Annotated in this window: 23 protein-coding genes; 2 read left to right on the top strand and 21 right to left on the bottom strand. The window is 65.7% G+C overall.

The window, feature by feature from the left end:
* Positions 1-5: 5 nt before the first annotated feature.
* The 3 genes from DCM79_RS05490 to rimP all read right to left on the bottom strand — a co-directional run bounded on the left by DCM79_RS05490 (position 6) and on the right by rimP (position 3,136).
* The gene (locus DCM79_RS05490; protein ID WP_257178992.1) at positions 6-689 is read right to left on the bottom strand and encodes an RNA-binding protein; all 684 of its coding nucleotides are present in this window, start codon (positions 687-689) and stop codon (positions 6-8) included.
* A 78-nt stretch (positions 690-767) separates the two neighbouring features.
* A complete protein-coding gene (nusA, locus tag DCM79_RS05485) occupies positions 768-2,378 on the bottom strand; it encodes a transcription termination factor NusA (protein WP_257178991.1) in 1,611 nt (536 codons plus the stop codon).
* Positions 2,379-2,380: 2 nt separating this feature from the next.
* On the bottom strand, positions 2,381-3,136 hold the full coding sequence (rimP, locus tag DCM79_RS05480) for a ribosome maturation factor RimP (RefSeq protein WP_257178990.1): 756 nt from the start codon (positions 3,134-3,136) through the stop codon (positions 2,381-2,383).
* Between the two features lie 359 nt (positions 3,137-3,495).
* Between rimP and DCM79_RS05475 the strand changes: the two genes are divergently transcribed.
* Positions 3,496-4,578 (top strand): DUF2336 domain-containing protein, encoded by a 1,083-nt coding sequence (locus DCM79_RS05475; protein ID WP_257178989.1) that lies wholly within the window; start codon positions 3,496-3,498, stop codon positions 4,576-4,578.
* Here the strand turns inward: DCM79_RS05475 and trmB are convergent.
* From trmB to murJ, 16 genes are all read right to left on the bottom strand, one after another.
* Complete coding sequence (gene trmB, locus DCM79_RS05470) at positions 4,575-5,285, bottom strand: tRNA (guanosine(46)-N7)-methyltransferase TrmB (RefSeq protein ID WP_257178988.1); 711 nt, start codon at positions 5,283-5,285, stop codon at positions 4,575-4,577. The two genes, DCM79_RS05475 and trmB, sit on opposite strands and share 4 nt — an antisense overlap.
* Entirely contained in the window at positions 5,282-6,439 is a 1,158-nt protein-coding gene (locus DCM79_RS05465) for a M20 family metallopeptidase (RefSeq protein WP_257178987.1), read from the bottom strand. The genes trmB and DCM79_RS05465 overlap by 4 nt, the downstream gene beginning before the upstream one ends.
* A gap of 86 nt (positions 6,440-6,525) precedes the next feature.
* Positions 6,526-6,939: a helix-turn-helix domain-containing protein gene (locus tag DCM79_RS05460; RefSeq protein WP_028133651.1), complete on the bottom strand. Its 414-nt coding sequence runs from the start codon at positions 6,937-6,939 to the stop codon at positions 6,526-6,528.
* A 222-nt stretch (positions 6,940-7,161) separates the two neighbouring features.
* A complete protein-coding gene (lnt, locus tag DCM79_RS05455; RefSeq protein WP_257178986.1) occupies positions 7,162-8,775 on the bottom strand; it encodes an apolipoprotein N-acyltransferase in 1,614 nt (537 codons plus the stop codon).
* The gene (locus DCM79_RS05450) at positions 8,772-9,890 is read right to left on the bottom strand and encodes a hemolysin family protein (protein ID WP_257178985.1); all 1,119 of its coding nucleotides are present in this window, start codon (positions 9,888-9,890) and stop codon (positions 8,772-8,774) included. Before DCM79_RS05450 ends, lnt begins: the two co-directional genes overlap by 4 nt.
* A 1-nt stretch (position 9,891) precedes the next feature.
* Positions 9,892-10,380, bottom strand: a complete 489-nt coding sequence (gene ybeY, locus DCM79_RS05445) for an rRNA maturation RNase YbeY (RefSeq protein ID WP_257178984.1) — start codon at positions 10,378-10,380, stop codon at positions 9,892-9,894.
* 82 nt (positions 10,381-10,462) lie between these two features.
* Positions 10,463-11,458: a PhoH family protein gene (locus DCM79_RS05440; protein WP_257178983.1), complete on the bottom strand. Its 996-nt coding sequence runs from the start codon at positions 11,456-11,458 to the stop codon at positions 10,463-10,465.
* Positions 11,459-11,522: 64 nt separating this feature from the next.
* Positions 11,523-12,917 (bottom strand): tRNA (N6-isopentenyl adenosine(37)-C2)-methylthiotransferase MiaB, encoded by a 1,395-nt coding sequence (miaB, locus tag DCM79_RS05435; protein ID WP_257178982.1) that lies wholly within the window; start codon positions 12,915-12,917, stop codon positions 11,523-11,525.
* Positions 12,918-13,100: 183 nt separating this feature from the next.
* The gene (locus tag DCM79_RS05430; protein WP_257178981.1) at positions 13,101-13,781 is read right to left on the bottom strand and encodes an HAD family hydrolase; all 681 of its coding nucleotides are present in this window, start codon (positions 13,779-13,781) and stop codon (positions 13,101-13,103) included.
* 5 nt (positions 13,782-13,786) lie between these two features.
* The gene (locus DCM79_RS05425; RefSeq protein WP_126257018.1) at positions 13,787-14,242 is read right to left on the bottom strand and encodes a Fur family transcriptional regulator; all 456 of its coding nucleotides are present in this window, start codon (positions 14,240-14,242) and stop codon (positions 13,787-13,789) included.
* 39 nt (positions 14,243-14,281) lie between these two features.
* The gene (gene rimI, locus DCM79_RS05420; protein WP_257178980.1) at positions 14,282-14,767 is read right to left on the bottom strand and encodes a ribosomal protein S18-alanine N-acetyltransferase; all 486 of its coding nucleotides are present in this window, start codon (positions 14,765-14,767) and stop codon (positions 14,282-14,284) included.
* Entirely contained in the window at positions 14,764-15,459 is a 696-nt protein-coding gene (gene tsaB / locus DCM79_RS05415) for a tRNA (adenosine(37)-N6)-threonylcarbamoyltransferase complex dimerization subunit type 1 TsaB (protein WP_257178979.1), read from the bottom strand. Before tsaB ends, rimI begins: the two co-directional genes overlap by 4 nt.
* A 203-nt stretch (positions 15,460-15,662) precedes the next feature.
* Positions 15,663-16,232: a NifU family protein gene (locus DCM79_RS05410; RefSeq protein ID WP_257178978.1), complete on the bottom strand. Its 570-nt coding sequence runs from the start codon at positions 16,230-16,232 to the stop codon at positions 15,663-15,665.
* Between the two features lie 256 nt (positions 16,233-16,488).
* A complete protein-coding gene (locus DCM79_RS05405) occupies positions 16,489-16,983 on the bottom strand; it encodes a universal stress protein (protein ID WP_257178977.1) in 495 nt (164 codons plus the stop codon).
* A 93-nt stretch (positions 16,984-17,076) separates the two neighbouring features.
* A complete protein-coding gene (gene trpS, locus DCM79_RS05400; protein ID WP_257178976.1) occupies positions 17,077-18,129 on the bottom strand; it encodes a tryptophan--tRNA ligase in 1,053 nt (350 codons plus the stop codon).
* Positions 18,130-18,210: 81 nt separating this feature from the next.
* A complete protein-coding gene (murJ, locus tag DCM79_RS05395) occupies positions 18,211-19,743 on the bottom strand; it encodes a murein biosynthesis integral membrane protein MurJ (protein ID WP_257178975.1) in 1,533 nt (510 codons plus the stop codon).
* A 127-nt stretch (positions 19,744-19,870) separates the two neighbouring features.
* Between murJ and DCM79_RS05390 the strand changes: the two genes are divergently transcribed.
* On the top strand, positions 19,871-20,872 hold the full coding sequence (locus tag DCM79_RS05390) for an adenosine kinase (RefSeq protein WP_257178974.1): 1,002 nt from the start codon (positions 19,871-19,873) through the stop codon (positions 20,870-20,872).
* A gap of 156 nt (positions 20,873-21,028) precedes the next feature.
* On the opposite strand, the gene DCM79_RS05385 is transcribed toward DCM79_RS05390, so the two are convergent.
* Together DCM79_RS05385 and DCM79_RS05380 are read right to left on the bottom strand one after the other, a co-directional pair.
* Entirely contained in the window at positions 21,029-22,723 is a 1,695-nt protein-coding gene (locus tag DCM79_RS05385) for an AMP-binding protein (protein ID WP_257180700.1), read from the bottom strand.
* A 203-nt stretch (positions 22,724-22,926) separates the two neighbouring features.
* Entirely contained in the window at positions 22,927-24,123 is a 1,197-nt protein-coding gene (locus DCM79_RS05380; protein WP_257178973.1) for a serine hydrolase, read from the bottom strand.
* Positions 24,124-24,213: the final 90 nt, after the last annotated feature.

Here is a 24,213-nt window from a genome sequence, read left to right as displayed (position 1 = left end):
GTCTCTCAGAAATCCTGGCCGTGCTCTTCGGCAGTCTTGTCATCGTCCGCCATCCGGTATCGGACCAGCATCTGGCTACGTGACAGGAATGACTTGCTCGCCGGGCCCGCGAGCACGGCAGCATGTATCACATTTGACCGGGTCAGTGCCAAATCCAATTCTACCGATTTCAGCGCGGTGACGACGGGAATCTGCGGCTTGGCGCCGCGATTCCCGGCATTTTGACGTGCCAGCATGTCCAATTTGCGGATTCCGTCCGCGGCCCCGTCGCTGGCGTGGATCAGGACCTCGACCGTGCCTTCCTTCAGGGCGCTTTCGACCTTGCCGAACCCAGTCACGATCTGGCCGGCCTTGGCGGCAATCCCAAGGGCTTCCGTCACGCTCCGAACCAGGAGCGTCTCGATGTCGGCAGGAAGCGTCTGAGGGGGCCGCAGCTCGCGCTTGAAGGCCTTGCTAAATTGGTGACGCCGTACCGCTTCCGCAACCACCCCGCGGGAGGCCGTGAGCCACATGCCGCGTCCGGGCAGCTTGCGCTTGAGATCCGGAACTACGTCGCCCTGCGGCGAAACGACGAAACGGATCAGCTCGTCAATCGGCCGGACTTGCCGACTGACAGCGCACATCCGCATGGTCGCGGACCTTTCGGTCCGCGGCCCATGGTCGAGTTCGCTGTCAATATTGGCGAGCATCCGGGCGACATCCTCCTTCGCCTTCTAGATCGTGTGTTCTCTAGGCAAGACCGGCCTCCGCTTTCGCTGAAACACGCCTCAAGCCGGCTGATCTTCGGTCGCCTCAGCCTCCTCGGTGGGCTTGGCGAGATCGGCCTCGGTGATCCAGCCGGCCTTGACGCGGGCCTGCATGATCATGGCTTCGGCATCGTCGCGGGAGATATCGATGCCGTCGAGCGCGCCCGGATGCTTGGTGGGCTCGCCGCCTTCCTTGCGCTCGGTCCAGCCGACCAGATCGTCGGTGGCGCAGCCGGCGAGGTCCTCGACCGTCTTGATGTCGTTCTCACCGAACTTCACCAGCATCTTGGAGGTGACGCCGGGCACGTCCCTGACGGCGTCCTCGACACCGAGCTCCTTGCGCCTCGCCTCGATCTCGGCTTCCTGCTGCTCGAGATATTCGCGGGCACGGCTCTGGAGCTCCTGCGCGGTCTCCTCGTCGAAGCCCTCGATGCTGGCGAGCTCCTTGAGGTCCACCATGGCGAGTTCCTCGACCGAGGTGAAGCCCTCGGACGCCAGCAGCTGGCCGACCACTTCGTCGACGTTGAGCGATTCCATGAAGACGCGGGTGGAGTTCTCGAAGTCGGCCTGGCGGCGCTCCGATTCCTCCTGCTCGGTCAGGATGTCGATGTCCCAGCCGGTGAGCTGCGAGGCCAGACGCACGTTCTGGCCGCGGCGGCCGATCGCCAGCGAAAGCTGGTTGTTGGTGTCGGGCACGACGACCTCGATGCGCTCGCGGTCTTCGTCGATGACGACCTTGGACACTTCGGCCGGCGCCAGCGCGTTGACCACGAAGGTCGCGATATCAGGCGACCAGGGGATGATGTCGATCTTCTCGCCCTGCAATTCGTTCACCACGGCCTGCACGCGCGAGCCGCGCATGCCGACGCAGGCGCCGACCGGATCGACCGAGGAATCGCGGGAAATCACGCCGATTTTCGCGCGCGAGCCCGGGTCGCGGGCGACCGCCTTGATCTCGACGATGCCGTCATAGATCTCCGGCACTTCCTGCGCGAACAGCTTCGCCATGAACTGCGGATGGGTGCGGGAGAGGAAGATCTGCGGGCCGCGGGTTTCGCGGCGGACGTCGAAGATGTAGGCGCGGACGCGGTCGCCGTTGCGGAACACTTCGCGCGGCAGCATCTCGTCGCGACGGATGATGGCTTCGCCGCGGCCGAGATCGACGATCACGCTGCCATATTCGACGCGCTTGACGACGCCGTTGACGATGTCGCCGATGCGGTCCTTGAATTCCTGGTATTGCCGGTCGCGCTCGGCCTCGCGCACCTTCTGCACGATCACCTGCTTGGCCGATTGCGCGGCAATGCGGCCATATTCCAGCGGCGGCAGGGTGTCGGCGATGGTGTCGCCGACCTGGGCGCCGGGATTGGCGCGCTGCGCGTCGACCAGCGAGATCTGGTTGGAATGATTTTCGACCTTGTCGACCACCAGCATGTGGCGCGACAGCCGCAGCTCGCCCTTCTTCGGGTCGATCTCGGCGTGAACGTCGGTCTCGCTGCCGTAACGGGCGCGCGCGGCCTTGGCGATGGCGTCCTCCATCGCCGCGATGACGATACCGCGGTCGATCGATTTCTCGCGCGCAACGGCGTCGGCGATCTGGAGCAATTCAAGTCGATTGGCGCTGACTGCCATGGCTAGTCTCCTTGGTCAGGATCGGTCTCGCCGCGCCGCGCGCGTTCGGCGGCAAGGCGATGTTTCTTCGTGTTGGTCGGAGCCGGCTTCTTTTTCGGCTTGGTGTTCTTGGTGATCTTCGCGCTGATCTCGGCGTGCGGAGGAGCCGGCGGCTCCAGGCCGAGATCCCTGCGCATCTTGCGCTCCTCGGCCTTGCCGCGGCGCATGGATTCGGCGATCAGCTCGTCGGTCAGCACCAGCCGGGCCTCGCCGATATCCTCCATGGTCAGTAGCACGTCGGGATTGTCGCCCGGCTTGACGTCGTCGCGACGCAGATGCACGCGGTCGCCTTCGACGGCGCCGAGCGTGCCGCGGAACCGCTTGCGTCCCTCGTGGGCGACCGCCATCTCGATCTTCACCAGATGGCCGCCATAGCGCTCGAAATCGGAGCGGCGGACCAGCGGACGGTCGATCCCCGGTGAGGAAATTTCCAGCCGGTAGGCGCGATCGATGGGGTCGGCGACATCGAGCACGGGGGAGAGCGCCCGCGAGATCGCCTCGCAATCCTCGAGCTGCATCGAGCCGTCCGGCCGCTCGGCCATGATCTGCACGGTGCAGCCGGCCTCGCCGGAAATGCGGATCCGCACCAGACGATATCCCATGCCTTCCAGCACCGGCGCTGCGACCGCGGATACCCGTGCCGCCACGCCCGGCTCGACCACGAGTCTCGGCTCGGCCAGCAATTCGGCGTCCGTGGAACCAGGGTTCGGTTCGGTCATGTCCAGGATCAGGCGCTCGATGGTTAAGGCTTGGTTAAGATTTCAAAGCCCGCTTCGGAATGTCCCCGACACGGGTCGGGCCGCATCTTCCGCCACGCCGCGTTCAGGTAATAAAAAAGAGCGGGTCCTTTCGGGCCCACTCTCACTACGCGGATCGTATGAGAAGATGAATTGGCGCTGATATAGCGCTTTCCCCCCGCCCGGACAAGGCCCATTGCGGGGGAACGGGGCCTTTTTGCGTCGTTCCGCGACCGCCCTGCGGCAACGCTTCCTTCACCCGGGGCGGCTAAATTCCCCGATTGTGGGGCGGCTTGGACCAAGGGCGCACCCGCGGCGTGCCCTGATCGAGTTGCGTTTTCATGACCGTTGCCACGTCGCTCATTCCCGGACTGGACGATATCGTCAAACGCGGCGATCCGCGGCGGCGCGGCGAGATCGCGCGCGCCATCTCCGAGTTGTTCTTCCAGGATTCCGCCAATCTTCGTCCCGAGCTCATCGATCTCTTCGACAACCTCCTGATCGATCTTGTCCCGCATGCGGAGCTCGCCTCGCGCGCCGACCTCGCCGAGCGCTTCTCGCATTTGAACAACGCGCCGCCGCACCTGATCAACCAACTCGCGCGCGAAAACGAGATCATGGTGGCGGGTCCCGTGCTGCGCCGCTCGCCCGTGCTCGATGACACCGCCCTGGTCGAGATCGCGCGCCTGAAGGGTCAGGGCCATCTGCTGGCGATGACGGAACGCCCGACATTGTCGCCTGCAATCACCGATGTGCTGGTCGAGCGCGGCGATCGCGACGTGGTGCGCCGCGCCGCCGGCAATGCCGGGGCGGCGTTCTCGCCCGGCAGCTATTCCGAGATGGTCAAGCGCGCGGCGCGGGACGGCGTGCTGACGCTCAAAATCGGCCAGCGCAACGACCTTTCGGGCGAGAACCTGAAAGAGCTTCTCGGCGGGACGCTCGACGTGATCCGCCGGCGCCTTTCCAGCGTGGTCAATCCCGCACGCCAGGCCGAGATCAAGCGCGCAATGGCGGCGATCGAGGAAGCCGCGCTGCCGCCCGGACCCCGGCGGGATTTCTCGGCGGCCCAGCGCACGGTGCTCTCCCTGCATCGCGAGGGCCATCTCGGCGAAAGCGCACTGCTCGGCTTCGCCAAGGCGAACAAATACGAGGAATCGATTGCAACGCTCTCGGCGATGTCCGGCGTCCGCCTCGCGGTTCTCGACCGCCTGATCTCGGGCGACCGCTACGATCCGATTCTCATCGTCGGCCGCGTGCTGAATCTGGGCTGGCCCACGGTGCGCGCGCTCATTCTGCTCTGGTACGGCCCGCATCGCATTCCGGCCGATGCCGACATCGAGGCCGCGCGCGCAAACTTCACGCGCCTGATGCCGACGACCGCCGAGCGCGTCGTGAATTTCTGGCGCAACCGGCAGACGATCTAAACTCGCTTGAACCGCAGGTAAGCCGCCTTGCGTCCTTCGCGCGCGGCCTTGCGGCCGTAGCGCGTCATGGTGTAGCCGGCCCATGGCTGCCTGAAGTCGTCGGCGCGTTCGGCAAGCCAGACGAAGTCCTGCGAGCGCGCAAGGTGCGACAGCGTCCAGGCGCAGTAATCGTCGATATCGCAGACGAAGCGGAATTCGCCGCCTGGCTTCAGCACGCGCGCCATCGCCGCGATGGTGCGGTCCTGGACGAAGCGCCGCTTCCAGTGCCGCCGCTTCGGCCACGGATCGGGGTGGATCAGGTCGATCCGCGACAGCGATGCCTCGGGCAACCAGGCCAGCAGCTCGGCGGCATCGCCGGCGAACAGGCGGATGTTGCCGATATTGGCGGCCTCGATCTGCGCGAGGATCTTCGCCATGCCGTTGACATAGGGCTCGCAGCCGATGAAGCCGGTCGTGGCGAATTTCTGCGCCTCGGCCGCAAGATGCTCGCCGCCGCCGAAGCCGATCTCGAGCCGCACATCGTCGGTCCCGGGGCCAAAGATCTCGCGGGCGTCCGCCGGCGTATCACTGTGGATGTCGAGCGCGAGATGCGGCAGCAGATGATCGACCAGCTCGGCCTGGTGCTGCCTGAGCTTGTGGCCCTTGCGGCGCCCGAAGAAGGCGCGCTCGCTGTCGTCGCGATCGGGATCTGATTTGCGTTCGCTCATCGCAGCGTCTGATACAGGCGATGGAGCAGCCGCGCGCGCGGCGCAAGCGAGGAGACGTAGAGCTGCTCATAATGGGTATGCGCGCCCTTGCCGTCGACGCCGAGCCCGTCCAGCGTTGCGGTATGCGGGGCGGTGAAATTGCCGTCCGAGCCGCCGCCGGTGTGCGTATCGGTCAGCTCGAAGCCGATCTCGCCGGCGAGCGTCTTCGCGTGCTCGAACAGCGCGGCGCCCGCATTGCTTTTCTCGTAGGGCGGACGGTTGAGCTCGCCCGTGACGGTGACGGTGACGCCGTCGGTTTTCGAGGTCAGGGCGAGGATCCTGCCGACGAACTCGTCAGCGTCCGCGAGGCTCAGCACGCGCAGGTCGACTTCGGCATAGGCCTCTTCCGGCGTGACGTTGGGGCGCGTGCCGCCGCGCACCACGCCGACATTGACGGAGACGCCACGGGCGAGGTCGTTCATCCCTTCCAGCGCCAGGATGACGTTGGCGAGCTCGCGGACGGCGCTGCGGCCGTCTTCGGGCCGCGAGCCGGCATGCGCCGGCACGCCCTTGACGAACACGCGGAAGCGTCCGACGCCCTTCCGGCCGGTGACGATCTTGCCGCCGTCGCGCGCCGGCTCCGTCACCAGCACGTATCTGGCCTTGCGTCCTTCCTGCTCGATCAGCGCGCGCGAGGTCGGGCTGCCGATCTCCTCGTCGGAGGTGAACAGGTGCGTGATGCCGAGCGGCGAACGATCGGCCGTCGCACAGAGCGCGCCGAACGCGTGATGGGCGATGTAGGCGCCACCCTTCATGTCGTAGATGCCGGGGCCGAAGGCGACGTCGCCTTCGACCTTGAACGGCAGGCGCTCGATGAATCCCATGGGATGGACCGTATCGAGGTGGCTCAGCACCAGAATGCCCGGCTGGTCCTGGCCCCAGGTCGAACGCGCCAGGAGATGGTCTCCGCAGCCGCCGACACCGGCGACGCGCTCGAGCGTGACGGGCAAGTCGCGATATTGCTCCGCGACGACGGAGACCAGCTTGTTGACCTGCTCAGGCGCTTCCGTCGGCGTCTCGATCTCGACCCAGCGGCGTATGCCGTCGAGGATAGTTTGGGAATCGAACCAATTGGTGCTGGCCATCACTGTATCTGTGCCCTTGAATCGCATCATCGAAGCGGACGCACGACAAAGCGCGGCCACAAATGACGACATAGGCCAGATTTCACGCGGTCTCAAATCGCCATCGCGACGGCGGGTCAGCGCTTGTCGGGACCTTCCCGGGCCGCGATCTGCTCGACGAGATCGACGATCGAGCGGCGCATCTTCGAATCGGTGATTCGCGTGAACGCCTTGGTCAAGGCCAGGCCTTCGGAGGTCGCGAGAAAATCCGAGACGTAAGAGGGCGAGGCGCCTTCGCTGAAGCCATCCGGCCCCGGCACGCCGCTCGGACCGCCCTCGAACAGAAACGACACCGGCACCTGCAGGATTTCGGCGATCTGCTGGATGCGGCTCGCGCCGACCCGGTTGGTGCCCTTCTCGTATTTCTGGATCTGCTGGAAAGTCAGGCCCAAAGCGTCACCGAGCTTTTCCTGGCTCATGCCCAACATGATGCGGCGCATACGCACGCGACTGCCGACATATTTGTCAACAGGGTTGGGCGCTTTCGACATTTCCTCAGCCCTCCAAACACCACCTTCAGCGCAATCAATCGCAGTGCCTCAGGTGCAAGCAACGTCAAATCAAACCCTGTTATTGGGAAACATTGCGGAGAAATTTAGCAACGCACCGCTGTCTTTTGCAGCCGGGGCAGAATGGGGAGCCCGCATGCAGTCTGTCAACCGTGGGACTACGGTTGTCAAAAGTTTCCGGCTACCTCCGCAGCGATGGCGCGATCAGCTCTGCCGCTTGCTGACGCGTCGGCGGAGGGCCAGAAACACGGCCAGCGCGACGAGCATGGCTGCGGGCGCATCGCCCACCCGCGCGTAGACGGTCGGCGAGATCGTGGCGGGCAGATTTGCATCCAAAATGCCTTCGATTCCGAGTCCGAGGCTGGAAACGGTGCGGCCCACCGGATCGATCACTGCGGAGATGCCGGTATTGGCGGAGCGGACCAGCGGCAATCCGAGTTCGATCGCGCGCATGCGCGACTGCTCCAGATGCTGATAGGGGCCGGTCGAGATGCCGAACCAGCCGTCATTGGTGAGGTTTACGATCCAGCCGGGACGTTCGCCGCGACCCGCCACTTCGCCGGGAAAGATCGCTTCGTAACAGATCAGCGGCAGCGCGGGCGGTGCGCCGGGGACCTGCAGCGCATGCCGTACCGTGCCGGGAATGAAGCCGCCGCGCACACGCGTCAGTTGCTCGAATCCGAGCTTCTCCATCAACGACTGGTAGGGCAGAAATTCGCCGAACGGCACCAGATGCAACTTGTCGTACACAGCCAGCACGCTGCCGTCGTGGTCGATGACATAGATCGAATTGTAGGCACGCGTGATCGGCTTGCCGGGCGGCAGGTCGGGCGCGCGGACCGAGCCCGTGATCAGCACGGTGCCTTTCGGAAGGAGGTCGGCGATCTGCGCCATCGCGTCGGCTTCCCGGGTCAGGAAGAACGGAAAGGCGGATTCCGGCCAGATCAGGATGGTGGCATCGCGCACGCCGGTCGATTGCGGGCCCGAGGCGCGGTCCGACAGCGCCAGATATTTCTTCATCACCTCCGTCTTGGCGGCGTAGTTGAACTTCGCGTCCTGCTGCAGGTTCGGCTGCATCAGGCGCAGCTTGGCGCCCGCGACCATCGTGGTCGGATGCAGCGACAGGCGGATCGCGCCGAAAATGCTCATCACAATCAGGAGCCCAATCGCCGCCGCCGGCACGCGCCATGGCAGGCGGCGATCGGGCGTGCGGTCGATCAGCGTCGCCGGGCTCGCGAAGATCGCAACCGCCAGGAACGTCATGCCCCACAGGCCGATCAGCGACGCCGTCTGCGCCAGCGGCGCGGGCTCGGACAATGCATAGCCGAACGCGTTCCAGGGGAAGCCGGTCAGCGCGTGGCCGCGCAACCACTCGCTGACGGTGAGGCTTGCTGCGAGCGCAAGCACGCGCGTGGCGTTCTTGGTCCAGAGCAGGCGCGCCAGCGCAAAGCCGATCGCCGTGAAGATGGACAGATAGGCCGGCAGGCCGAGCACGGCGAACGGCGTCAGCCAGGCGAATATATCGGCGTCGACGAAGAAGGCGTAGCCGATCCAGTAGAGCCCGGGCACGAAATAGCCGAGCCCGAACCAATAGCCGGTCAACGCGGCGGCGGGGACGCCGCCATATCGGCCGGCGCCGGCGCCGTCGATCAGCCAGACCAGCACCGGGAAGGTGATGAACAGCACGGGAAAGAGGTTGAACGGCGCCAGTGCCAGCACCGACAGCGCTCCGCACCCCATGGCGATGACCGCGCGCTTCCATCCCCAGGCGAGGATGATGGCAAGCGCGATTTGCCGAAGTCGTTGGAACGGACTCACTGCTGGCTGGTCCCGTCGCTCGGCGGCGGGCTGGGCGTGTCGCCGGCCGGCGGCTGGCTGCTGTCCGGCGCGGCCTCGCGGCGGCTTCTCTCTCGCTGGGTCCGCGGCGCGGGACGCTCCTTTCGCGTCGAGATGCGCAGCCGCTTGACGCGGCGCGGATCGGCATCGAGCACCTCGACCTCGTAGGTGCCGGGGCCCGAGATCACCTCGCCGCGCACCGGCAGGCGCCCGACGAAGCTGACGAGATAGCCGCCCAGCGTCTCCACCTCCTCGCCGGCTTCCCCGGTGACGAAATCCTCGCCGATCACCGAGCGGACGTCGTCGAGGCTGGCGCGGGCGTCGGCGATGAAGGCGTTGTCGGGCAGGCGCACGATCGAAGGCGGCTCGTCGCTATCGTGCTCGTCGTCGATCTCGCCGACGATCTGCTCGACGATGTCCTCGAGCGACACCAGCCCGTCGCTGCCGCCATATTCGTCGACCACCAGCGCGAGGTGGATGCGCGTGGCCTGCATCTGCGCCAGCAGGTCGATCGCCCGCATCGACGGCGGCACGTAGAGCAGCTTGCGGATGATGTGGGCTTCCTCGAGCGGCATCGCGAGATCGACGGCGCGCAGGTCGAGCCCGGCCGGCAGCGGCTTCTTGCGCTTGGTCTTGGTGGTTTCCGACACGCGGGCGCGCGCGGTCATGAAGGCGAGCAGGTCGCGGATGTGGACGATGCCGACGGGATCGTCGAGCGTCTCGTTGTAGACCACGAGGCGGGAATGGCCGGCGCTCTCGAAGCGGTCCATCAACTCGCCGAGCGGGATGTCCCGCTTCACCGCGACGACGTCGGCGCGGTGCACCATCACATCGGCGATGCGGCGCTCGTGCAGGCCGAGGATGTTGCGCAGCATGGTGCGCTCGACCGCGGAGAAACCGGAATCGCCGGGCGTCGTCGCATCGAGCACGACCTGGAGGTCGTCGCGCACCGATCCCGCCTTCCAGCCGAACAGCGTGCGGATGGCGCGCAGCAGCCAGCCATCGGCGGCCGGGCGCATCACCTCGCCCGGCGTCACCACGGCCGGCAGATTGGCCGTGTTGCGCGGGTTGTCCTGGACCGGGTCGGAATCGGGCATCTCAGTGTGTCCCCGCGCGGTCTGCATAGGGATCGGGAATTCCAAGCTGCGCCAGGATCTGGGTCTCCAGCGCTTCCATCTCCTCGGCGTCGCCGTCGTTCTCGTGATCGTAGCCGATCAGGTGCAGGAAACCATGCACGGCAAGATGGCTCAAATGGTGGTCGAACGGCTTTTGTTCCTCGTCCGCCTCGCGCCGCATGGTCTCGTAGGCGATCGCGATGTCGCCGAGCATGCGCGGCGCATCGCCCGGCTTCCATTCGCCCTCCGGCTGGAGTGCGGGAAACGACAGCACGTTGGTCGGCTTGTCGATGCCCCGCCAGTTGCTGTTGAGGGTGCGGATGCCGGCGTCATCGGTCAGCATCACCGCCACTTCGGCGTCGGCAACGTCTTCGTCGACGCTTTCGGCGGCGGCCGCGACCGCGCGCTGGATCACGGCTTCGGAATCGGGCTCGTGTTGCCAGCAATCGGCGACGACGAGGACTTCGGTCATGGGAAGGTTGGGATGGGACATCATGTTGTCTGGGACGAAAAGGCGCAATGTCCGCGCCCTCCGGGGTCCAGCTGTTGCCTCGTCAGGATTGGCCGGTGGCCGGCCGCTGCGGCGAACCTTCGTAGGCGGCAACGATCCGCGCCACGAGTTCGTGGCGGATCACGTCCTCGGCCTTGAAATGAACTTGGGCAATGCCCTCGACGCCGTTCAACAGCCGGGTCGCTTCGGCGAGGCCCGAGGTCTGGCCGTTCGGCAGGTCGATTTGCGAGGGATCGCCGGTGACGATCATGCGGCTGTTCTCGCCGAGACGGGTCAGGAACATCTTCATCTGCATCGACGTGGTGTTCTGCGCCTCGTCCAGGATGATAGCGGCGTTGGTGAGGGTGCGGCCGCGCATGAAGGCCAGCGGCGCGATCTCGATCTCGCCGGTCTGCAGCGCGCGCTCGACGATGCGCGCATCCATGAGGTCGTACAGCGCGTCGTAGATCGGGCGAAGATAGGGATCGACCTTCTCGCGGAGATCGCCGGGCAGGAAGCCGAGCCGCTCGCCGGCTTCCACCGCCGGACGCGACAGGATGATCTTGTCGACCTCCTTGCGCTCGAACAGCTGCGCGGCATGCGCCACCGCGAGCCAGGTCTTGCCGGTGCCGGCCGGGCCGATGCCGAACACCAGCTCGTGGCGCTTCAGCGCGCGAATGTAGGAGTCCTGCGCGGCGGTGCGCGCGCGCACCGGGCGCTTGCGCAGGTTGATGCTGTCGAAGGCCGATTTGGCCGATTTGGCGTCGAACTCGAACAGCGAGCCCTGGGCGATCACGGCGCGGATCGCGCCTTCGACCTCGCCCTGGTCGAGATCCTGTCCCTTCACGGCTTGCGCGTAGAGCATCTCCAGCACGCGGCGCGCGGCGTCGCAGCCGTCGCGACTGCCGCCGATCGTGATGTGGTTGCCCTTGGAATCGACGACGACGCCGAGCCGCCGCTCGAGCTGCGCCAGATGCTGGCCGTAAGGGCCGACCAGGGCCGAAGCGGCGCGGTTGTCGTCGAAGTCGATGACGACCTGGGTCTCGGGCGGAACTTGCATGTCGCGGTCAAATTTGCGGCTGGGAGCGAACGAAGACGAATCCGATGCGCTTTTTGGCAAGGGTTCAGGCTCCACTGGCTTGCGATAAAGCGGGCTCGCCCGCGCTGCGCGGAATGGCGAGCTCGCCGAGAAAGCTGTAGCGCTCGAGGCTGTCGATCCGCACGGGCAGGATCTGTCCGATGATGTCGGGCGAGGCCATCACGTGAGCGGGCTGAAGGAAGGCGGTGCGGCCGACGATCTGGCCGTCCTTGCGCGCCGGACGTTCGAACAGCACGTCGACCGTTGAGCCAATCGCGGCCTTGTTGAAGGCCGATTGCTGGCTGTCGATCAGTTCCTGGAGCCGCTCCAATCGCTGGTCCATCTCGGCGGGGGACACCGTCTCCTGCATGTCCGCGGCCGGCGTTCCCGGCCGGGCGGAATATTTGAACGAATAAGCCGCAGCGTAGCCGATTTGCGTGACAAGCGCGAGGGTGGCGAGAAAATCTTGCTCGCTCTCGCCGGGGAAGCCGACGATAAAATCTGATGAAAAAGCAATGTCTTGGCGCGCGGTGCGGAAACGGTCGACGACCCCGAGGTAATCAGCGGCGGTATGCTTGCGGTTCATGGCCGCCAGAATCCGGTCCGAGCCCGACTGCACCGGCAGGTGCACGAACGGCATCAGAGCACCGAGATCGCGATGGGCCGCAATCAAGCTGTCGTCGACGTCGCGGGGATGGCTGGTCGAATAGCGCAGCCGCGCGATGCCGGGAATTTTGGCCAGATGTTCGAGCAGCCGGCCGAGCGGCCAGGTTTTTCCGTCGGGCCCCTCGCCGTGATAGGCGTTGACGTTCTGCCCGATCAGCGTGAGCTCACGCACGCCGTTGTCGGCGAGCCGCTTCACGTCGTCGACGATCTTCGCCACCGGGCGAGAGACTTCGGCACCGCGGGTATAGGGGACGACGCAGAACGTGCAGAACTTGTCGCAGCCTTCCTGCACCGTGACGAACGCGGACATGCCGCGCGCGCGGATCGCATCGGGCTTGGGCTGGGCCAGGAAGCCGAACTTGTCGGCGGCCGGAAATTCGGTCTCGATCGCGCGGCCTTCTTCCCCGGCGCGCTTCAAGAGCTCCGGCAGATGATGATAGCTCTGCGGCCCCACCACCACGTCCACGACCGGCGCGCGGCGCACGATCTCCTCGCCCTCCGCCTGCGCCACGCAGCCGGCGACCGCGATCTGCATCGCGCGGCCGCCGCGCGCGGCCTCGTCCTTGGCGACGCGCAGCCGCCCGAGCTCCGAATAGACCTTCTCGGACGCCTTCTCGCGGATATGGCAGGTGTTGAGGATGACGAGATCGGCCTCCTCGGCGCTGGCCGTCTCCACGAATCCCTCCGGCGCCAGCGTGTCTACCATGCGCTGGGCATCGTAGACGTTCATCTGGCAGCCATATGATTTGATGTGCAGCTTGCGCGGCGGCGTCATGGAACCCGAAAATGGCGGTGGAGACGGCCTTCACATAGAGGCTGGAGCGCCGAAAATCCAGCGAATGGGGCCCTCCAAACCGTCATTCCGGGGCGCGACGCAGTCGCGAACCCGGAATCCCGAGGGTTTTCGCGCGAGATTCCGGGTTCGATGCTGTGCATCGCCCCGGAACGACTGCAAGAATCAGCCCGCCAAAGCGTCGGCCTCGACCCGCCGGACCAGCTCCGGCAGCTGATGCATGTCGGCGAAGAGCAGGTCGGCGCCGGCCTCGCGCAGCGTTTCGGCATAGCCGTCGCGGCAATGGCTGCCCCCGTAAAAGCCGAACACCGTCATGCCGGCCGCCCGGGCACCGGCTATCCCGGCCAGGCTGTCCTCAATCACGACGCAGCGCTGGGGCGGCACGCCCATTTCCCTGGCCGCAAACAGGAACAGGTCCGGCGCCGGCTTGCCGTTCTTCACCTGCGAGGCGGAGAAAATGTTCGGCGCGAGGCGCTCGTAGAGGCCGGTGCTCCCGAGGCTCACGCGCATGCGTTGGTGCGAGCCGCTCGATGCGACACAGACGCGTTGCGTGACGACATTGAGCACGTCATGGATGCCTCGGATCGCCTCGAGGTCGGCCTCGAACGCGCGGAACAGCTCGTCCTGGAGATCGCCGTGATAGGCCTCGGGCAGCTTGCAGCCGAGCTCGGTCTCGATCTCAAGATTGGCCTGTTTGGTCGAACGGCCGAGGAAGCGTTCGAACACCTGCTCCGAGGTGATCGGATAGCCGTGCCGCGTCAGCACGTCGGCATGGGCGCGGCAGGAGATCACCTCGCTGTCCACCAGCACGCCGTCGCAATCGAAGATGATGAGATCGATGGACACTAAGCTCAAGACGTCGGCTTGTCGTCGTCGAGCGGGACGCAATAGAGCTCGAGCCGGTGGTCGACCAGCTTGTAGCCGAGCTTGCGGGCGATCTCCGCCTGGAGCTTCTCGATCTCCTCGGAGGTGAACTCGATCACCTTGCCGTCGCGCAGATTGATGAGGTGGTCGTGATGGCTGTCGCGCATGGTCTCGTAGCGCGCGCGGCCCTCGCGGAAGTCATGGCGCTCGATGATGCCGGCATCCTCGAACAGCTTGACGGTGCGATACACGGTCGAGATCGAGATCTTGTCGTCGACGGCGACGCAGCGCCGGTACAATTCCTCGACGTCGGGGTGGTCGATCGCTTCCGCGAGCACGCGGGCGATGACGCGGCGCTGCTCGGTCATGCGCATGCCGGTGGCGGCACAGCGCGCCTCGATGCCGGACGCCTTGGATGCGGAAGAAGGTTTCAGTGCGGTCATTGTTTGTCTGCCTGGCAGGGGCGCTTTCTGCCACCGATGTTACGACAAGTCACGCCGCATCAGAAGGGCGTTCAATTGTTCCCCGTTCGGCTGCTTATAGTAGCGTTCGCGGCGCCCGACCACCACGAATCCGCACCCGGCGTAGAGCCGCCGCGCCGGCTGGTTGTTTTCCTCGACCTCGAGAAATATTGTGCGGACACCGCGCCCGGCGAGGTGGCCGAGATGGGTCATCAGCAGCGTGCGGGAGAGGCCGCGGCCGCGATAGGCCTCGTCCACCGCGATCGAGAGGATTTCCGCTTCATCCGCCCCGATCCGGGATACCGCGAAGCCGATGGTCCGGCGTCCAAGGCGCAGGCGATGCACCAGCGTGTTGCGCTCATTGAGCATGGCCTCGAATTCGCCTTCGCCCCAGCCGTGCGCGAAGGAGGCGCCGTGCAGCTGCGCCAGCCGCGCGGCGTCGCGCATGGATGCGGGCTCGACGGCGGCGGTGCCGCCGCGCCACCATTGCGACAGCCATCTCATCATGGGGTTGCAGCGTGTGCTGCGAACGGCGGAGCTGCGGCGGGCTTTGCGTCGGGTGCCTTCAGGTAGAATGGCCGCGCCGGATTTGTCGCGGGATCGGCCGCCGCGCCGAGCCATGCGACCCAGCCGATATCCGGCGCTGCCTGCGTGTCGACCGCGACCGGCTGCTCGCCATGTTTCGGCCAGCGCTCGGCGAGGATGTTTGCGGCATTGCCGACCAGATGCGGCGCGCCGAACTGCGAGGCCGCGAGCGCCTCGTCGATGGCAGCGACGCGCGGCCGCACCAGCTGGCTGCCGTCGCCGGCGACGATCTGGAAATAGACGTGGTCGTGCCGCGCGTCGATTGCGGAGATCACCGGCGCGGATTTGCTCTGGCCGACGACGGCGGCGGCGTACGCCGACAAGGTGGTGAGGCCGATCGCCGGCCGTGCGGCCGCGAGCGCAAGGCCGCGCGCCGCCGAAATGCCGACGCGCAGGCCGGTGAAGCTTCCGGGGCCGACGGTGACCGCGATGCGGTCGAGCGCGGTGAAGGTGACATCGGCCGATTGCATGACGCGCGCGATCATCGGCATCAAGGCCTCGGCGTGGCCGCGCTTCATCAGAAGCTGCTCCTGCGCAAGGAGCTCGGCCGCTTCGGTGTCGAGCACCGCGACGGAGCAGGCGTCGAGGGCAGTATCGATGGCGAGTATCAGCATGGAAAAGCGAATGGCGAGTGGCGAATAGCGAACAGTCTAGCGAACCAAGCGTCTATCCGCCAATCGTCATTCACTATTCGGAGCCCCCTGTCGTCGCCGCATTTCGTAGGGTGGGCAAAGGCGCTCTTGCGCCGTGCCCACGATCTCTCAATGATGCAAACAAAAGGTGGGCACGCTCCGCTTTGCCCACCCTACGGCACCGCCTACATCGGCCGGACTTCGACCACGTCGGGCACGAAGTGCTTGAGCAGGTTCTGGATGCCGTGCTGCAGCGTCGCGGTCGATGACGGGCAGCCGGAGCAGGCGCCCTTCATGTTGAGATAGACGATGCCGTCCTTGAAGCCGCGGAAGGTGATGTCGCCGCCGTCATTGGCGACCGCCGGCCGCACACGGGTCTCGATCAGGTCCTTGATCATGTCGACCGTTTCGGCATCGGCCTCGTCGAAGAACTCGTCCTCGTCGTCGAGATCGGTATCGCCTTGCGCCGAGCCGTCCGCGAGCAGCGGCGCGCCGGACATGTAATGCTCCATGATGGCGCCGAGGATCGCGGGCTTGAGCTGCTGCCATTCACCGTTCGCCTTGGTCACGGTGATGAAATCCGATCCGTAGAACACGCCGGTGACGCCAGGCACCTCGAATAGCTTTTCGGCCAGCGGCGAGCGCGTCGCGGCCTCGCGGCTCGAAAACTCCACCGGGCTGCCGTCGACGACGACGCGGCCGGGAATGAATTTCAGCGTGGCGGGATTGGGGGTGGCTTCGGTTTGAATGAACATGGCTTTCTCCAGACGTCGCCGGTTCAAGGCCGGCGCGTTGCCTCTTCCCTAGCAGATGGCGACGGCGAACGCACGATCAAGGGGGTTGAATAACGTTCTGCTGTTATATCAGAGGGTTAAGGTGCCTAAACTCGGACGCCGTCATGGCCGGGCTTGTCCCGGCCATCCACGTCTTGCCGGGTCCCGTGAAGAACTTGGATGCCCGGGACAAGCCTGGGCATGACGAGCTCGGATTGCCGCATGTCAGTCGAGGTACCTACGACAGCGAATCCACGCTTTCGTCGCTCAATGCGCCTGAAATGATGGTCACAGGGATTGGGAATGTCCCCACGGCATGCGCGAGCAGCGCGACCAGCGGCCCCGGACCTTCCGCGCCGGGATTGGCGGCGAGCACCAGCATGGCGATGTCGGGGTCCTCGTCGATCACGGCGAGCAATTGTTCCATCGGCACGCCCTCGCGGATCACCCGCTCCGGGGTGATCGCGGCGATGCCGTTGGCCCGGCCCGCGGCGCGGTCGAGCGCGGCTTCGGCGGCTTCCTGGGCTTCGGCGCGCATGATGTCGGCGACCCCCAGCCATTCCTGGCTCTGCTGCTCCGGCTCGACGATGCGCAGCATTACCACGCCGCCGCCGGCGCGAATCGCCCAGCGGCTGGCATAGTAGACCGCGCGATCCCATTCGGCGGTGTCGTCGACGACGACGAGGCATTTGGGCTTGTGACCCGGCTCGAAGCAAAGTCGCTTGCTGGTCATGCATGTCCCGGCGAGTGCATGGCGCGCATGCTGCCACACTCCCGCAAGCTTGGGGAGGGGAGATGCGGGTCGGCGCTCAAGCGCCGACCGTCTTCAGCGCCGGCGGATGAAGCCGACGATGTCCTTGGAGAGCTTCATCGTCTCGTCGGCGATGGCGCGGGCCCGGTCGGAGCCGTCGATGAGGATCGCGTCGATATGGCCGGGGTCGGCGACGAGGCGCTTCATTTCGCCGGCGATCGGCGCGAGCTTGGTGACGCACAGCTCCGCCAGCGCGTTTTTGAAGCTGGAGAACTGGCCGCCGCCGAAATCCCTGAGTACCTCGGCCTTGGAGCGGCCGGAGAGCGCCGCGAAGATGCCGACGAGATTGTCGGCCTCGGGCCGGGCTTCCAGGCCCTTTTCTTCCGTCGGCAGCGGCTCCGGATCGGTCTTCGCCTTGCGGATCTTCTGCGCGATGGTATCGGCGTCGTCGGTCAGATTGATGCGCGAATTGTCCGACGCATCGGACTTCGACATCTTCTTGGTGCCGTCGCGCAAGCTCATCACGCGCGTTGCCGGGCCTGTGATCAGGGGTTCCGGTAGCGGGAAGAACAGGCCGTCATTGGTGCCTTGGGCGCGGATGGAATCGCCGAAGTCGTTGTTGAACTTCTGCGCGATGTCGCGCGAGAGCTCGAGATGCTGCTTCTGGTCCTCGCCGACCGGCACGTGTGTGGCCCGGTACAAAAGGATGTCGGCCGCCATCAGCACCGGATAGTCGAACAGCCCGACCGATGCGTTCTCGCGGTCCTTGCCGGCCTTCTCCTTGAACTGGGTCATGCGGCCGAGCCAGCCCATGCGCGCGACGCAATTGAAGATCCAGGCAAGCTCGGCATGGCCCGAGACCTGGCTCTGGTTGAACACGATGTGCTTCTTGGGATCGATGCCGGCTGCGATGAACGCCGCGGTGACCTCGCGGGTGTTGCGCGTGAGCTCGGCCGGTCCGCCCCAGACGTCGACGCCTTGCGTGATCGCGTGCATATCGACGACGCAATAGATGCAGTTGTGGGTTTCCTGCATCTTCACGAAGTTGACGATCGCGCCGAGGTAATTGCCGAGGTGCAGATTGCCCGTCGGCTGGACGCCCGAAAAGACCCGTTCAACGAATGGCATGGTCAGCCTTCCCATAGGTATTCGGCCGTCGTTTCCAACAGCGGCGCTGCCCCGTCAAGGGCAATTCGATAGCTGACCCGTTCAGGCGGGACGCTTCAAGGCGTTGAACGCCTCGCGCCACGAGGCCGCCCCCAGGATCTGCAGCAACAGGCCGTAGACGGCGATGCCGGCCCCGATCTGCAGGCCCAGCACGACGAAGCGGACGAGGCCGTGCGCCTCCGAGTGCACAAGACCCGTGGTCAGCCAGAGCAGGGCGCCCATCGCAGCCGCCGCGAGCACGATCCGCGGCAGCCGGCTGCGGGCGGCCGCATCCACCGAGAAGCCGAACTCGGCCGCACCTTTCCGCAGCAGGGAGAGCGCGCTGCTCCAGGCCCCGGCCGCGATGCTCGCCGCGATCCCGCTTGCGCCGAAGAAATGGCCGAGCAGCACGGCCAGCACGACGGCGACCGCAAAACCCTTGGCGGTGGCGAGCAGCGGCGTCATCGTGTCGCTGCGGGCATAGAAGGCCGGCGACAGGGCCTTGATCAGCACGTGAGCCGGCAGGCCCAGCGCCAGCCATATCAGCGCACGCGCGGTCGCCATGCTGTCCTCGGTGCTGAAAGCGCCGTGCTCGAACAGCAGCCGTACGATCGGCTCGGCCAATACGATCAGGCCGAGCGTCGCCGGCAGCGCCAGCCCGGCCGCCAGCTCGAGCGCGCGCGATTCGGCATGCACCACTGCGTCCCTGTCGGAGCTGGCGACGGCGCGCGTCAGCTCCGGCACCAGCACGGTGCCCATGGCGACGCCGACGATGCCGAGCGGCAGTTCGATCAGCCGGTTGGCGAAATAGAGCCAGGATACCGCGGACGGGGTCGCGGATGCGATGATGGCGCCGGCCACCATCAGCCATTGCGGGCCGGAGCTTGCGATCATGCCGGGAACGGCCTTGGCAAAGAAATCGCGCATCTCCTTGTCGAAGCTGATGCGCAGCGGCGTTGCGAGGCGCGCGCTTCGCTGCGAGAGCAGCATCGCGAGTTGCAGCAGCCCGGCGATGCCGACGGTGGCCGCCAGCAGCCAGGCGGCGACACCCGCGTCGGCATGCCCGATGAACAGCATCGCAATCGCCGCGATCAGCGCGATGTTGAACAGCAGCGGCGAGAACGCCGTGAGGGCAAATCGTCCCTGCGCGTTCAGCAGGCCCATCAGCACTGTGACGGGTCCGGCAAAAGCGAGATAGGGCAGCATCAGCCGCGCGTTGGCGACGGCCAGATCGAGCGTCGCGCTGCCGAGAAAGCCGGGCGCGATCATCGTGATGATGAGCGGCATCACCAGCGCGATCACGATCGAGATCGCGACCAGGGCCGCGCTGACCGTGCCAAGCATGCGTCCTGCGAATGCGGCGGCGGCCTTCTCGCCATCGCGCTCGCGCACCCGCAGCCAGGCCGGGATCAGCGCCGCGTTCAGCGCCCCCTCGCTGAGCAGCCGGCGCACCACGTTGACGAGCTGGAAGGCTGCCAGGAACGCGTCCGCCACGGCGCCGGTGCCCAACAGGGCGGCAATCATGGAATCGCGCGCAAAACCCAGCAGCCGCGAGGCCATTGTTCCCGTCGAGACGGTCAGGAAGGAGCGGATCATTGCTCTATTAGTTCATCCCGTTGCTTGCTCGCGCACGGCCGGGCGTGATAGGCCGCAAGCCGGATTTCAGGCTGACAGGAAGCGGATTTTCGCAGGGTTCGCAATCCGACAAACAGGATCAAGGTGAATGGCTGACGTGAAATATGACGTTCTCGGCATCGGCAACGCGCTGTTCGACGTGCTGGTCAGGACCGACGAGGCTTTTCTGGTCAAGCACGGCATGGCCAAAGGCAGCATGTCCCTGATCGATGAGGCGCGGGCGGCGGCGATCTACAAGGACATGGGGCCGGCCACGGAAGTCTCGGGCGGCTCGGCGGCCAACACCATCGTCGGCATCGGCAGCCTGGGGGCGCGCGCCGCCTATGTCGGCAAGGTCAAGGACGACCAGATCGGCAAGCTCTATGTCCACGACATCCGCGCCGCCGGCGTCGCCTTCAATACGCCCGCCGCCAAGGACGGTCCCGCCACCGGCTGCTCCTACATCCTCGTCACGGATGACGGCGAGCGCACCATGAACACCTATCTCGGCGCGGCGCAGGACCTGTCGCCCGCCGATATCGACCCGGCCGAGATCGCCGGCGCCGGGATCGTCTATCTCGAGGGCTATCTCTGGGACCCCAAGAACGCCAAGGACGCCTTCGTCAAGGCGGCCAAGATCGCCCATGATGCCAAGCGCAAGGTGGCGTTGACGCTGTCGGATTCGTTCTGCGTCGACCGCTATCGCGACGAGTTTCTCTCGTTGATGCGGGGCGGCACCGTCGACATCGTCTTTGCCAACGAGTCCGAGCTGCATTCGCTCTACATGACTTCCGACTTCGACACCGCGCTGAAGCAGCTGCGCAACGATGTCAATCTCGGCGTGGTCACCCGCAGCGAGAAGGGCTGCATGGTGGTCTCGTCTGAAGATGCCGTCGCTGCGCCGGCCTTCCCGGTCGACAAGGTGGTCGATACCACCGGCGCCGGCGATCTGTTCGCCGCGGGCTTCCTGTATGGCCTGGCGCGCAATCTGGCCTACAAGCAGTGCGGCGAGCTCGGCGCGCTCGCCGCCGCCGAAGTGATCCAGCACATCGGCGCCCGTCCGCTGGTGTCGCTGAAGGAGCTGGCGCAGCAGCGCGGGCTCACGGCATAGACGAAGTCGTGCCCATCCTCAGCTGTCATCGCCCGGCGAAGACCGGGCGATCCAGTACTCCGAGCGGGCTGTGATCGATCGAGAAGCCGCGGCGTACTGGATTCCCTGCCTGCGCGGGGAATGACAGCCATCGTGTAGGGGAGAGCACTAAACCCCTCACGCCGTCTTCGCCGCCTTCAGCCCCAGCCGTTGCTCCACGGCATCGCGCATCACGAATTTCTGGATCTTGCCCGTCACCGTCATCGGAAATTCGTCGACGAACTCGACGTAGCGCGGGATCTTGTTGTGGGCGATCTGGCCGTCGCAGAAGGCGCGCACCTCTTCGGCGGTCAGCGTCTCGCCGGGCCTGACGCGGATCCAGGCGCAGAGCTCCTCGCCGTAACGGGTGTCCGCAACGCCAAAGATCTGCACGTCCTGGATCTTGGGGTGGCGGTACAGAAACTCCTCGATCTCGCGCGGATAGAGGTTCTCGCCGCCGCGAATCACCAGATCCTTGATGCGGCCGACGATGTTGCAATAGCCCTCGTCGTCGATGACCGCGAGATCACCGGTGTGCATCCAGCCATTAGCATCGAGCACGTCGGCCGTCTTTTCCTTCTCCTCCCAATAGCCCAGCATGACGCTGTAGCCGCGGGTGCAGAGCTCGCCGCGTTCGCCGCGCTCGACGATCTTTCCTTCAAGATCGACGATCTTGACCTCCACATGCGGATGAATGCGGCCGACGGTGGAGACGCGGCGCTCCAGCGGGTCGTCCACGGCGCTCTGGAAGCTGACCGGGCTGGTCTCGGTCATGCCATAGGCAATGGTGACCTCGCGCATGTTCATCTCGGTGTTGACGCGCTTCATCACCTCGATCGGGCAGGGCGCGCCGGCCATGATGCCGGTGCGCAGCGACTTCAAATCGAACGTCTTGAACTCGGGGTGGTCGAGCTCGGCGATGAACATGGTCGGCACGCCATACAGGGCGGTGCATTTCTCCTGTTCGACCGCGCGCAGCGTCGCGAGCGGATCGAAGCCCTCGCCCGGGTAGACCATGGTGGCGCCGAGCGTGACCGAGGCGAGGTTGCCCATCACCATGCCGAAGCAATGATAGAGTGGCACCGGAATGCAGATGCGGTCCTGTTCGGTCAGGCGCATGGCGCGTCCGGTGAAGTAGCCGTTGTTGAGGATGTTGTGGTGGGTCAGCGTGACGCCCTTCGGCGATCCCGTGGTGCCGCTGGTGAACTGGATGTTGACGGGGTCGTCGAACTGAAGCGTAGCGCCGAGCTGGGCAAGCCGTTCGCGATGCGTGGCCTGGCCCATCCCCGCGATCTCGTCGAACGGGATCGTGCCTGACGCCGCCGGGCCGCCGATCTGGATCACCATCCGCAACGCCGGCAATCGCGCTGCTCGCAAGTGTCCGGGCGTGGCACCCGCCAGCTCCGGCAGCAGCGTGTTGAGCATCTCCATGTAATTGCTGGTCTTGAACGCGGTGGCGGTGACGATCGCCGCGCAGCCGACCTTCTTCAGCGCGAATTCCAGCTCGCTGAGGCGGTAGGCCGGATTGATCGTCACCAGGATCAGGCCGGCCTTGGCGGCGGCGAACTGGGTCAGCGTCCATTCCGGCCGGTTCAGCGACCAGATGCCGATCCGCTCGCCGCGTTCGAGCCTCAGCGCGAGAAAGCCCGCGGCGAGCGCGTCGACCCGCTCGGCGAATTCTCTCCAGGTCCATCTGACGCCGTGGCTGGGCGAGACCAGCGCCTCGCGATTGCCCCAGCGCCGGACCGCACGGTCGAGGCTGCGACCGATGGTGTCGCCGAGCAGCGGCGTGTCCGAGACGCCGCAAACGTAACTATCCGCTTTATCGGCCAGATTATCAGCCAAGTCGAAATCCCCTCGTCAAAAAATGGTCGGTGCGGTCGCCTTCGGTCGTCATGCCCGGGCTCGTCCCGCCTGCGCGGCCGAAGCCGCTTTGGCGCGGCGAAGGCCCGGGCATCCACGTTCTTCGTTCCGCACGGTGAGGCGTGGATGGCCGGGACAAGCCCGGCCATGACGCGTGGTGAGAGAGCGGTTTCTCACGCCGCCTTCTGCCCGCTTCCGGCAGCATCGAGCCCGGCATAGACCCCACGCTCGAATCCCGCGAACGCCTCCAGGCATTTCGCATCGGCGAACGGGAGCAGCTGCATCAGGATCACGCCCGTGACGTCGCGGGCAGGATCGATCCAGTAATAGGTGTTGGCAAGGCCCGCCCAGGCGAGGCTGCCGGCGCTGCGGCCTTCCGCCGTCTTGGCGGTGTTGATCATGAAGCTGAGGCCCCACTTCTTCACCTGCTCCGGATAAAGATCGACGTCGTTGGTGTACATCGGCGCCGCCGTGGTCATCTTGCCCATGGCGAGGTCGCCGATGTGGTTCTGCCCCATCGTCGCGACGGTTTCGGCCTTCAGCACCTGGTTCCCGTTGCCGCGTCCCTTGTTGAGGATCATCTGGGTGAACTTGATGTAGTCCGCCGCGGTCGAGTAGAGGCCGCCGCCACCCATGTGGAATTCAGGCTCCTGCTCGAGCTCGAACGGAATCGATGCGAGCTGGCCGTCCTCGCCGCGCGCATGCATGCCGACGAGGCGTTTGCGCATGCTCTCGGTGATCTTGAACGCCGTGTCGCTCATGCCGAGCGGGTTGAACAGATTGTCGCGCAAATAGGCGTCCAGCCGCTTGCCGCTGACGGCTTCCACCGCCTTGCCGACGAAATCGATGTTGGTGCCGTACTCCCAGCGCGTGCCAGGGTCGGTCATGACAGGGGTCTTCAGCGCCGCATTCTGGCAGGTGGTGATGGCGGGAATGCCGTGCTTGTCGAGATAGACCGCGAGATCGCCGTTCCACATATTGTAGCAGAAGCCGGCGGTGTGGGTCATGAGCTGGCGCAGCGTGATCGGCCGCTTGGCCGGCCGCAGCTTCGCCTCGCCCTTGGCGTCGAAGCCTTCGAGCACTTGCGGTGCCGCGAGATCGGGCAGCAGCTCGCCGATCGGCGCATCCAGGGACAGCTTGCCCTGCTCGACCAGCTGCATCGCACCCGCCGATGTCACCGCCTTCGTCATCGAGGCGATCCAGAACACGCTGTCGGCGGTCATCGGATCGGGCTTCGACAGATCGCGCTTGCCGAACGCGCCCTGATACAGCACGTCGTTACCGCTGGCGGCGATGGCGACGACGCCGGGAATCTCCTTGGCGTCGCTTTTCTGACGCAGGATCTCATCGATCTCAGCTTTGCTTTGCATGGCGTTTCCTCGGGTTTGATTATTGTTGGAAGCGATCAATTGTCCTCCCGGATGTCCGGCGCGGCAAGCGCGTCTGTGGACCTGCACCGG

The organism is Bradyrhizobium sp. WBOS07 (genome assembly GCF_024585165.1).
GTDB classification, from domain to species: domain Bacteria; phylum Pseudomonadota; class Alphaproteobacteria; order Rhizobiales; family Xanthobacteraceae; genus Bradyrhizobium; species Bradyrhizobium japonicum_B.
This window is presented reverse-complemented; position numbering and strand designations above follow the sequence as displayed.

Coding starts and splice junctions, on each gene's coding strand:
- DCM79_RS05490 (WP_257178992.1), bottom strand. CDS start 689: ATGCTCGCCAATATTGACAGCGAACTCGACCATGGGCCGCGGACCGAA.
- nusA (WP_257178991.1), bottom strand. CDS start 2,378: ATGGCAGTCAGCGCCAATCGACTTGAATTGCTCCAGATCGCCGACGCC.
- rimP (WP_257178990.1), bottom strand. CDS start 3,136: ATGACCGAACCGAACCCTGGTTCCACGGACGCCGAATTGCTGGCCGAG.
- DCM79_RS05475 (WP_257178989.1), top strand. CDS start 3,496: ATGACCGTTGCCACGTCGCTCATTCCCGGACTGGACGATATCGTCAAA.
- trmB (WP_257178988.1), bottom strand. CDS start 5,285: ATGAGCGAACGCAAATCAGATCCCGATCGCGACGACAGCGAGCGCGCC.
- DCM79_RS05465 (WP_257178987.1), bottom strand. CDS start 6,439: ATGATGCGATTCAAGGGCACAGATACAGTGATGGCCAGCACCAATTGG.
- DCM79_RS05460 (WP_028133651.1), bottom strand. CDS start 6,939: ATGTCGAAAGCGCCCAACCCTGTTGACAAATATGTCGGCAGTCGCGTG.
- DCM79_RS05450 (WP_257178985.1), bottom strand. CDS start 9,890: ATGCCCGATTCCGACCCGGTCCAGGACAACCCGCGCAACACGGCCAAT.
- ybeY (WP_257178984.1), bottom strand. CDS start 10,380: ATGACCGAAGTCCTCGTCGTCGCCGATTGCTGGCAACACGAGCCCGAT.
- DCM79_RS05440 (WP_257178983.1), bottom strand. CDS start 11,458: ATGCAAGTTCCGCCCGAGACCCAGGTCGTCATCGACTTCGACGACAAC.
- miaB (WP_257178982.1), bottom strand. CDS start 12,917: ATGACGCCGCCGCGCAAGCTGCACATCAAATCATATGGCTGCCAGATG.
- DCM79_RS05425 (WP_126257018.1), bottom strand. CDS start 14,242: ATGACCGCACTGAAACCTTCTTCCGCATCCAAGGCGTCCGGCATCGAG.
- rimI (WP_257178980.1), bottom strand. CDS start 14,767: ATGATGAGATGGCTGTCGCAATGGTGGCGCGGCGGCACCGCCGCCGTC.
- tsaB (WP_257178979.1), bottom strand. CDS start 15,459: ATGCTGATACTCGCCATCGATACTGCCCTCGACGCCTGCTCCGTCGCG.
- DCM79_RS05410 (WP_257178978.1), bottom strand. CDS start 16,232: ATGTTCATTCAAACCGAAGCCACCCCCAATCCCGCCACGCTGAAATTC.
- DCM79_RS05405 (WP_257178977.1), bottom strand. CDS start 16,983: ATGACCAGCAAGCGACTTTGCTTCGAGCCGGGTCACAAGCCCAAATGC.
- trpS (WP_257178976.1), bottom strand. CDS start 18,129: ATGCCATTCGTTGAACGGGTCTTTTCGGGCGTCCAGCCGACGGGCAAT.
- murJ (WP_257178975.1), bottom strand. CDS start 19,743: ATGATCCGCTCCTTCCTGACCGTCTCGACGGGAACAATGGCCTCGCGG.
- DCM79_RS05390 (WP_257178974.1), top strand. CDS start 19,871: ATGGCTGACGTGAAATATGACGTTCTCGGCATCGGCAACGCGCTGTTC.
- DCM79_RS05380 (WP_257178973.1), bottom strand. CDS start 24,123: ATGCAAAGCAAAGCTGAGATCGATGAGATCCTGCGTCAGAAAAGCGAC.